9 protein-coding genes are annotated in these 8,726 nt (G+C 66.6%); 6 read left to right on the top strand and 3 right to left on the bottom strand.

What is annotated here, in order from left to right; translation table 11 throughout:
* Positions 1–480: calcium-binding protein (locus HUW53_RS21895; RefSeq protein ID WP_272904343.1), on the bottom strand; the 480-nt coding region annotated here is incomplete at its 3' end.
* Positions 481–931: 451 nt separating this feature from the next.
* The gene (locus HUW53_RS20075) at positions 932–1,804 is read right to left on the bottom strand and encodes an RNA methyltransferase (protein ID WP_237347538.1); all 873 of its coding nucleotides are present in this window, start codon (positions 1,802–1,804) and stop codon (positions 932–934) included.
* A 264-nt stretch (positions 1,805–2,068) separates the two neighbouring features.
* On the opposite strand from HUW53_RS20075, the gene HUW53_RS20070 reads away from it, so the two are divergent.
* Positions 2,069–3,280: an NADP-dependent isocitrate dehydrogenase gene (locus HUW53_RS20070; RefSeq protein WP_237347537.1), complete on the top strand. Its 1,212-nt coding sequence runs from the start codon at positions 2,069–2,071 to the stop codon at positions 3,278–3,280.
* 144 nt (positions 3,281–3,424) lie between these two features.
* Here the strand turns inward: HUW53_RS20070 and HUW53_RS20065 are convergent, their stop codons facing one another.
* Complete coding sequence (locus HUW53_RS20065; RefSeq protein WP_370877865.1) at positions 3,425–3,964, bottom strand: SH3 domain-containing protein; 540 nt, start codon at positions 3,962–3,964, stop codon at positions 3,425–3,427.
* 162 nt (positions 3,965–4,126) lie between these two features.
* On the opposite strand from HUW53_RS20065, the gene HUW53_RS20060 reads away from it, so the two are divergent.
* From HUW53_RS20060 to HUW53_RS20040, 5 genes are all read left to right on the top strand, one after another.
* Positions 4,127–5,128 (top strand): 2-hydroxyacid dehydrogenase, encoded by a 1,002-nt coding sequence (locus HUW53_RS20060; protein ID WP_237347536.1) that lies wholly within the window; start codon positions 4,127–4,129, stop codon positions 5,126–5,128.
* Positions 5,129–5,520: 392 nt separating this feature from the next.
* Entirely contained in the window at positions 5,521–6,123 is a 603-nt protein-coding gene (locus tag HUW53_RS20055; protein ID WP_237347535.1) for an anthranilate synthase component II, read from the top strand.
* Between the two features lie 9 nt (positions 6,124–6,132).
* Entirely contained in the window at positions 6,133–7,164 is a 1,032-nt protein-coding gene (gene trpD, locus HUW53_RS20050) for an anthranilate phosphoribosyltransferase (RefSeq protein WP_237347534.1), read from the top strand.
* Positions 7,164–7,955, top strand: coding sequence for an indole-3-glycerol phosphate synthase TrpC (gene trpC / locus HUW53_RS20045; protein ID WP_237347533.1), 792 nt, complete (start codon positions 7,164–7,166; stop codon positions 7,953–7,955). The genes trpD and trpC overlap by 1 nt, the downstream gene beginning before the upstream one ends.
* Before the next feature lie 78 nt (positions 7,956–8,033).
* On the top strand, positions 8,034–8,456 hold the full coding sequence (locus HUW53_RS20040; RefSeq protein ID WP_237347532.1) for a DUF2147 domain-containing protein: 423 nt from the start codon (positions 8,034–8,036) through the stop codon (positions 8,454–8,456).
* Positions 8,457–8,726: the final 270 nt, after the last annotated feature.

Here is an 8,726-nt window from a genome sequence, read left to right as displayed (position 1 = left end):
CTCGATGTTCTTCACCGTGGTTCCCGCCTCGCCTCCGATGGTCACAACGGAGGTGGAGCCGGCCTCGGTATTCAGCGTGAAGGTCACACTCGTGGTTGCGCCACTGAAGTCCAGCACCGCGATGTCATCGTCGGCGCCGCCGTCCAGCGTATCCTTGCCACCGTCGCTGGAGAGGGTGTCGTCGCCATTGCCGCCGCTAAGCGTATCGTTGCCGAGGCCGCCGTAGACACGGTCGTTGCCATCGTCGCCGCTGAGTGCATCATCTCCGAGGCCGCCGTAGACACGGTCGTCGCCATCGTCACCATTGACAACGTCGTTGCCGTCCTGGCCCTCAAGCCAGTCATTCCCGGCCCCGCCATTCAGCGTGTCGTTGCCGGCATAGCCGAGGAGGGTGTCGTTGCCGGCTATCCCATTGATGATGTCAGCATCCTGAGTGCCCGTAAGATAGTCATCCGCTGCGGTCCCGACGATGCGGCTCATTCCTCTCCCCCCTCGACAATCCCGGTGACACCTCGCCGTCGCCATGCAACTTGAGCGCACCGAATGGGGGCTTCTTACGGAACTCGGTTGTGGGCCGCAACATCAGGTACCGCATGAGGCGTTCACGTTTCCGGGGAGTGAAGCACGCCGAAGGGACCAATGCCGGCCGCTCCTTGGCGTCGGCCCCGAAGCCGCCCTCGACGGGGCGCAGGTTGAAGTCGCCCCCGTAAGGCGCGCGGACGAGCGTCCGGGGCGCCGTCCGGTACCAGGCGGTCCAGCGCGTCCCGGCGCGCGACGTTCCGATCAAGGCGGGCCTTGGGTGAAGGTTTCCCGATTGCGCGTGGCCGCGGCCCGCTCGAGTCCGCCCAAGCCCATGTCGCCGGTGGCCTGGAGGGTGGTCGACAGCGATCCGGGGAGAATGTCGAAGGTGGATCGGGCGGGTGCGAGACACCTATTCGCCCGGCGTATCCCCTGGCGCGTCCGAAGTGCCCCCGCCTGCCTTTTTCGCCCGGCGGGCGGCAGCGGCGGCATTATGCTGCGCCTTGCGCGCGTCCCGGCCTTCGCGCCCCTCGACGAGAGACGTGATCGCGCCGTGCAGCGTCGCAAGATCCTGGCGGGTCAGACCCAGGCGATGGAAAATATTGCGAATGTTGCGCGTGGTGGAGGGCCGCTTCTCCGGTGAGCGGAAGAAGCCCGCGTCTTCCAGCGCCCCTTCCAGGTGGTCGAAGAAGGCGAACAGGTCCTGCTTATCGGCCAGCGGCGACTTATCGGCGGCGGCAAAGGGCAATGCGCCGGCGCTCGCCGCCTTAAACCACTCGTAGCCGACCACCGCCACGCAGGTGGCGAGATTGAGGGAGGCAAAGGCGGGGTTCACCGGCAGGGTGAGAATGGCGTCGCACAACGACACCTCTTCCGTATAGAGCCCGGTGCGCTCGCGGCCGAATACCAGCGCCACATCCGCGCCCGCGGCCAGATGCCGGCCCGCCGCCTGCGCCGCGGCGTCGGCACCGAACACCGGCTTGGCCATGCCGCGCTCCCGCGCCGTGGCCGCGATGGCGTATTTGATATCGACAAGAGCCGCCCGCAGATCGGGAAAAAGCTCCGCCTGCTCCAAGACCCGATCGGCGCCGGCGCTGAACACGCGCGCATTCTCATTAGGCCAGCCTTCGCGCGGATTGACGATCCGCAGGCGGGACAGGCCGAAATTGCCCATGGCGCGCGCCGCCGAGCCGATATTCGCCCCAAGCTGGGGCTCAACCAGGATCACGGCCGGCCCGCCGGCGATCCAGGGTTTTGTGCTGTCCGTACCAGAACCTGGCATCATCTTCCTCCGCGCGGTCTCTCATACCCCATCGGCCGGCGTCGAGCTTGTACACATTGTCATGCAATTCATGCCAAAGGCGGGGGTCTTGGCGCTTTCGCTGGGAGCCATGCCGGTGCTATAGCGGCGCGCTGAGAGGATTGCCGAAGGGCAGGCAGGCCCAAACCGCGCGCCAGCACCGCGCGACGAGGACCTGAAAACCCGCACCCGAGGCAACTTCTGAAACAAATTTCATCCACGCGCAGAGCACCCCGAAAGGTCGTCCACATGGCGAAGATCAAGGTGGCTAACCCGGTCGTCGAACTCGACGGCGACGAGATGACCCGGATCATCTGGCAGTACATCAAAGACAAGCTGATCCACCCCTATCTCGACATCGACCTCGAGTATTACGACCTCTCGGTCGAGAACCGCGACGCCACCAACGACCAGGTGACCATCGACTCGGCCAACGCCATCAAGAAGCACGGCGTGGGCGTCAAGTGCGCCACCATCACCCCCGACGAAGCGCGGGTGAAGGAATTCAACCTCAAGGAAATGTGGAAGTCGCCCAACGGCACCATCCGCAACATCCTTGGCGGCGTGATCTTCCGCGAGCCCATCATCTGCCAGAACGTGCCGCGTTTGGTGCCGGGCTGGACCCAGCCCATCGTCGTCGGCCGCCACGCCTTCGGCGACCAGTATCGCGCCACCGATTTCAAGGTGCCGGGCAAGGGCACCCTCACCATCTCCTTCGTGGGTGAGGATGGCACCAAGATCGAGAAGGAAGTCTATAAGTACCCGGGCTCGGGCGTGGCCATGGCCATGTACAATCTGGATGAATCCATCCGTGATTTCGCCCGCGCCTCGCTCAATTACGGCCTGATCCGGAACTATCCGGTTTACCTCTCCACGAAGAACACGATCCTGAAGGCCTATGACGGCCGCTTCAAGGATATCTTCCAGGAGGTCTTCGACGCCGAGTTCAAGGAAGAGTTCACCAAGCGCGGCATCACCTATGAGCACCGCCTCATCGACGACATGGTGGCCTCCGCGCTCAAGTGGTCGGGCGGCTATGTCTGGGCCTGCAAGAACTATGACGGCGACGTGCAGTCGGACATCGTGGCCCAGGGCTTCGGCTCGCTTGGGCTGATGACGTCCGTGCTCATGACCCCCGATGGCAAGACGGTCGAGGCCGAGGCCGCCCACGGCACCGTGACCCGCCACTATCGCGAGCACCAGAAGGGCAAGGAGACCTCCACCAACTCCATCGCCTCCATCTTCGCCTGGACCCGTGGTCTCGCCCACCGCGCCAAGCTTGACGGCAACGAGGAATTGGCCGCCTTCTCCAAGACCCTCGAAAAGGTGTGCGTGGACACGGTCGAGTCCGGCTACATGACCAAGGATCTCGCCCTGCTGGTGGGCGCCGACCAGAAGTGGCTGTCCACCACCGGCTTCCTCGACAAGATCTCCGAGAACCTCCACAAGGCGCTCGCCTGAGGCCTTGCCCCCGCGGACATCGTCCAAGACGTCAAGGAAACGCCGGCTCCCGCGAGCCGGCGTTTTCGTTTTCAGGACCCGCCCGGCGCTACGCCCGCGACTGCCGCGATGCGCCCGCCCGCGTCCCTCGCCTCAGTGGAGCGCCTATTCGATCTTTTCGTCGGGATAGACGCCGAACAGCTGCGACTGCGGCACATAGCCGTCGAAGCCCTCGCCCGAGAGGCGGCAGAATTTGCCGTCGCACTTCTTCACAGTGCCGAGCACTCCCGGCTCCAGCCGCGCCACCACCTTCGCATCGGCGTTGGGCTCGGCGCGCAGCACCACGGTTTCGTTCTTCAGCCACGGCGCCACCAGAGCGGTGCGGCGCAAGGACAGCATGGAATGGTACACCCATCCCTCAGCCCCATCGGCGTCGCGGATGCGGCGCCAGGTCTCGAATTCGGCGGTCACCTCCACCGGCAGGCCGGCGCGGGAGAACACCCAGGCCACGTCCTGGTCCTTGTTGGGCCCGTTGCGCACATTGACCTTGTCGGCCTTCAGGGACACGAAGCGCGGCACCGGCAGGCCCGATGTCCCATCCTCGGCGGCAGCGGCCGTCCCGATGACACCCATCATCACCATGGCGGCCAAAGCCAGTGCCGACAGGGTCCGCAGGGGGCCTCTTGAGGGAAGAGCTCGCGCCATCGACGCCATCGGCTGGTCCTTTCGCACTCGGGGTTCCGGGCTGAGGCAGTGCGCCCGCGCCACGACCTCGTCAAGCGCGTGCGGCGCGGGATGCCTTGTGTTTCCCCGCCTGTCTGATAGACGGAACGAGAACGGTTAAGAAATGGGGAATGGGAAGTGCCCATGGTGCGCCGCAAACCGCTGGTCGTCGTCACGCGCAAGTTGCCCGAATCAGTCGAGACCCGCATGCGGGAGCTGTTCGACGCCCGCCTGAACGTGGACGATACGCCCATGGATCAGGCCGCGCTCATCGAGGCGGTGAAGACCGCCGATGTGCTGGTTCCGACAGTCACCGACCGGATTGATTCCGCTCTGCTGTCCCAGGCGGGGGAGAATCTGCGTCTTATCGCCTCCTTCTCCAACGGCGTGGACCACATCGACGTGGCGAGCGCGCTCAACCGGGGCATCACCGTCACCAACACGCCCGGCGTCCTTACCGAGGACACGGCGGACATGACCATGGCGCTCATCCTCGCGGTGCCGCGCCGTCTGGCCGAGGGCGCCCAGGTGATGATTTCCGAGAAGGACGAGTGGCCCGGCTGGTCGCCCACCTGGATGCTCGGCCGGCGGATCTGGGGCAAGCGCCTCGGCATCATCGGCATGGGCCGCATCGGCCAGGCGGTGGCGCGCCGCGCCAAGGCGTTCGGCCTGCAGATTCACTATCACAACCGCCACCGGCTGCCCTCCGGCATCGAGGAGATGCTGGACGCCACCTATTGGGACAGCCTGGACCAGATGCTGGCCCGCATGGACATCATCTCGGTGAACTGCCCGCACACGCCCGCCACCTATCATCTGCTCTCGGCCCGCCGCCTGAAGCTGCTGAAGAATGATGCCTATGTGGTCAATACCGCGCGCGGCGAGGTCATCGACGAAAGCGCCCTCACCCGCCTGCTGGAAGCCGGCGAGCTCGGGGGCGCGGGCCTCGACGTGTTCGAGCAGGAGCCGGCGGTAAACCCGAAGCTGGTGCGCCTCGCCAAGCAGGGCAAGGTGGTGCTGCTGCCGCATCTGGGCTCGGCGACCCTCGAAGGGCGCATCGACATGGGCGAGAAGGTGATCGTGAACATCAAGACCTTCATGGATGGCCACCGCCCGCCGGATCGTGTTCTACCCGCCATGCTGTGAGGCGGAACGCGCGTGGGAATCGAACGGCCGGGGCTCGCCCGGCCGTTCTTGTTCCGGCCCTCGCTCAAGCCCTGAGGGGCCGCGCGCAGGCACCTGGGGCCACGGCGCGCTTCCCTCGCCCGGCTCTGTGTCGTACTCTCCCGCCGGTAAATCGCTCCGTGGCCGCCCGGTCATGAGGCGCCGGGACGATCCATGACCGTGATGCCTTTCTCGACTGATCCTTGCTGCTGCCAGCCCCTGCCGCGCGCCACCGGCGCAGGCCCGGTGGTCGCTCGATGGTGCGACGCGCGCTGAGATCCTGATCCGCCGTCGCTTGACCCCATCCGCCCGGACCGCTTTAACCCGCCGGGAATCCCCGATGCCATCGGGCCTGGAGCCGCCAGGGAGCCATCATGACCGCCGTTACGCTGATCGATAATTACGACAGCTTCACCTACAATCTCGTGCACTACCTGGGCGAGCTCGGTGCCACCGTCACCGTCCACCGCAACGATGCCGTCTCCATCGCCGATGTGCTGGCCGAAAAGCCCGAGGCCATCGTGTTGTCGCCCGGCCCCTGCACGCCCACCGAGGCCGGCATCTGCTGCGATCTCATTGCCGAGGCGGGGGCGGATGTGCCCCTGTTCGGCGTGTGCCTCGGCCATCAGGCCATCGGGCAGGTGTTCGGCGGCGAGGTGGTGCGCGCGCCGACCCCCATGCATGGCAAGCTCTCGGAGATCCTGCACGAGGGCAAAAGCGTGTTCCGCGGCCTCAACCATTCGTTCCAGGCCACGCGCTACCATTCCCTGATCGTGAAGCGCGACACCCTGCCGGATACGCTCGAGATCACCGCCCACACGGCGGACGGGCTCATCATGGGCCTGGCGCATAAGACGCGCCCCATCCACGGCGTCCAGTTTCACCCGGAGAGCATCGCCTCGCAGAACGGCCACGCGCTCCTGCGCAATTTCCTGGAGATCGCGACCGCATTCAACGCGGCCAAAGCCAGAGGCTGAGGACCAGACATGACGGACGAGTTCAAGCCGCTGCTCGGCAAGGTCGCCACCGGCGCCAGCCTCACCCGCGACGAAGCCGCGATCGTGTTCGACAAGATGATGTCCGGCGAGGCCACCCCCTCGCAGATGGGCGCCCTGCTCATGGGCCTGCGCGTGCGCGGGGAGACCGTGGACGAGATCGCCGGCGCGGTCTCCGTGATGCGAGCCAAGATGCTGCCGGTGTCCGCGCCGGCCGGGGCCGTGGACGTGGTGGGCACGGGCGGCGATGCTTCCGGCTCCTACAACATCTCCACCTGCGCCTCCTTCATCGTGGCGGGCGCGGGCGTGCCGGTGGCCAAGCACGGCAATCGGGCGCTGTCCTCGAAATCCGGCGCGGCGGACGTGCTGACCGCACTCGGCGTGCGCATCGATCTTGCTCCCGCCGGCATCTCCCGCTGCATCGCGGAAGCGGGCATCGGCTTCATGTTCGCGCCCTCGCACCACCCGGCCATGAAGCATGTGGGTCCCACCCGCGTGGAGCTTGGCACCCGCACCATCTTCAACCTCATCGGCCCGCTCTCCAATCCGGCGGGCGTGACCCGGCAGATGGTGGGTGTATTTGCCAAGTCCTGGATCGTGCCGCTGGCGGAAGTGCTGAAGACGCTCGGCTCCGAGCGGGCCTTCGTGGTGCACGGGTCGGACGGGTTGGACGAGATCACCATTTCCGGCACCACCGACATTGCGGTGCTGGAGGATGGCCGCATCCACACCTTCCAGGTGACGCCCGAGGACGTGGGCCTTGCCCGTGCCCCCGCCGAGGCCCTGAAGGGCGGTGACGCCAAGGTCAATGCCATCGCCCTCACGGCCGTGCTGGACGGGGCGCGCAACGCCTATCGCGATGTCTCCCTCTTCAATGCCGCCGCCACCCTGGTGGTCGCCGGCCGCGCCAAGGACCTGCGCCAGGGGGTGGAGATGGCCACCGCCAGTCTTGAGTCCGGCGCCGCCAAAACCAAGCTGGAGCAGCTCGTGGCCATTTCCGCGGCAGCCGCGGAGGTCGCCTGATGACCAACATCCTCACCCGCATCGAAGCCTACAAGCGCGAGGAAATCGCCGCTGCCAAGCGGGCCCATCCCCTGGCCGAGATCGAGGCGGCCGCCAAGGCGGCGCCGCGCGTGCGTCCGTTCGGGCAAGCGCTCAAGACCCGCATTGCCGAGGGACAGACCGCGCTCATCGCCGAGATCAAGAAGGCGAGCCCGTCCAAGGGCCTGATCCGCACCGACTTCGATCCGCCCGCGCTCGCCCGGGCCTATGAGCGCGGCGGCGCCACCTGCCTCTCCGTGCTCACGGACACCCCCTCCTTCCAGGGTGCGCCGGATTATCTGAAGACGGCGCGGGCGGCGGTGAAGCTGCCGGTGCTGCGCAAGGATTTCATGTACGACACCTATCAGGTGGCCGAAGCCCGCGCCTGGGGGGCGGACTGTATCCTCATCATCATGGCCGGGGTGGATGACGCCCTCGCACGCGACCTTGCCGATGCCGCCGCCGCTTACGGCATGGATGCCATCTTCGAGGTGCACGACGACGCCGAGCTCGACCGTGCCCTGGCCCTGCCGAGCCGCCTCATCGGCATCAACAATCGCGACCTGCGCACCTTCGAGACCACCCTCGCCACCTGTGAGCGCCTTGCACCGCTGGTGCCGCAGGACCGCCTCATCATCGGCGAGAGCGGGATCTTCACTGCCGCCGACGTGGCCCAACTCGCGCGGGTGGGCGTTCACTCCATCCTCGTGGGCGAGAGCCTGATGCGCCAGGATGATGTCGCGTCCGCCACCTCTCTCCTGCTTGCGTCCTGATCTTGCCCTATACGTCACTTTCAGCCTTAATGTGTGCGCCGGCCCGGTGAAGAGGCCGGCACACATGGGAGGATCGTGATGAAATCGGCCTTTGCCGCCGCCCTTGCCGGGGCGGCGCTTGTTTTGGCAGGCCCAGCGCTGGCGGCGGACCCGACCGGCCTGTGGCAAACCTCCACCCGCAGCGGGCAAGTGGAAATCACCAAATGCGGCCCCGATTTGTGCGGTCGCCTTGTCTCCTCCGAGGGGCTGAAGGCAGATCCAGCCCTCAAGGACGTGAACAATGCCAACCCCAGGCTGCGCGATCGCGCGCTGAAGGGCTTGACCATCCTCACCGGCTTCTCCGGCGGCCCCGACGCGTGGACCGGGGGCAGCATCTACAATGCCGAGGACGGCAAGACCTATTCCGGCACCCTCACCCTGGACGGCACTGACACCCTCAAGGTGAAGGGCTGCGTGATCGTGCCCCTCTGTAAGACGCAGACCTGGACCCGCCTGCGCTGACGCCCCCGGCCGGGCCGCGGTGGCCCGGCCGCGCGGTCGGCGTGGAAGAGAGGCGAGGGTAGACGGCGCCGGCGCAAACGGTGCCGTTGAAGGCCAGCAAAAGCGCCCACAGGGCAACCGAACGACGCTCGCTCCCGCAGCGATCCTGAAGCAAACCACCACGCGGCCGGTTCAACGCCCCGATCCCGCCCGGCGCTGCACAGGGCGCCCGGCCCGCCTTGTCCCCGACTGTGGTTGTCAAGACGCTCACGCAACCGGCAGCCTTCGCCC

It is taken from the genome of Xanthobacter agilis, from assembly GCF_021730435.1.
GTDB lineage: Bacteria > Pseudomonadota > Alphaproteobacteria > Rhizobiales > Xanthobacteraceae > Xanthobacter > Xanthobacter agilis.
The sequence above is the reverse complement of the archived record's forward strand: the minus strand, read 5'-3'. Positions and strand labels throughout refer to the sequence as shown.

Bases quoted from the DNA above. Each gene is read 5' to 3' on its own strand.
- HUW53_RS20075 (WP_237347538.1), bottom strand. From the start codon at position 1,804: ATGATGCCAGGTTCTGGTACGGACAGCACAAAACCCTGGATCGCCGGC.
- HUW53_RS20070 (WP_237347537.1), top strand. From the start codon at position 2,069: ATGGCGAAGATCAAGGTGGCTAACCCGGTCGTCGAACTCGACGGCGAC.
- HUW53_RS20065 (WP_370877865.1), bottom strand. From the start codon at position 3,964: ATGGCGCGAGCTCTTCCCTCAAGAGGCCCCCTGCGGACCCTGTCGGCA.
- HUW53_RS20060 (WP_237347536.1), top strand. From the start codon at position 4,127: ATGGTGCGCCGCAAACCGCTGGTCGTCGTCACGCGCAAGTTGCCCGAA.
- HUW53_RS20055 (WP_237347535.1), top strand. From the start codon at position 5,521: ATGACCGCCGTTACGCTGATCGATAATTACGACAGCTTCACCTACAAT.
- trpD (WP_237347534.1), top strand. From the start codon at position 6,133: ATGACGGACGAGTTCAAGCCGCTGCTCGGCAAGGTCGCCACCGGCGCC.
- trpC (WP_237347533.1), top strand. From the start codon at position 7,164: ATGACCAACATCCTCACCCGCATCGAAGCCTACAAGCGCGAGGAAATC.
- HUW53_RS20040 (WP_237347532.1), top strand. From the start codon at position 8,034: ATGAAATCGGCCTTTGCCGCCGCCCTTGCCGGGGCGGCGCTTGTTTTG.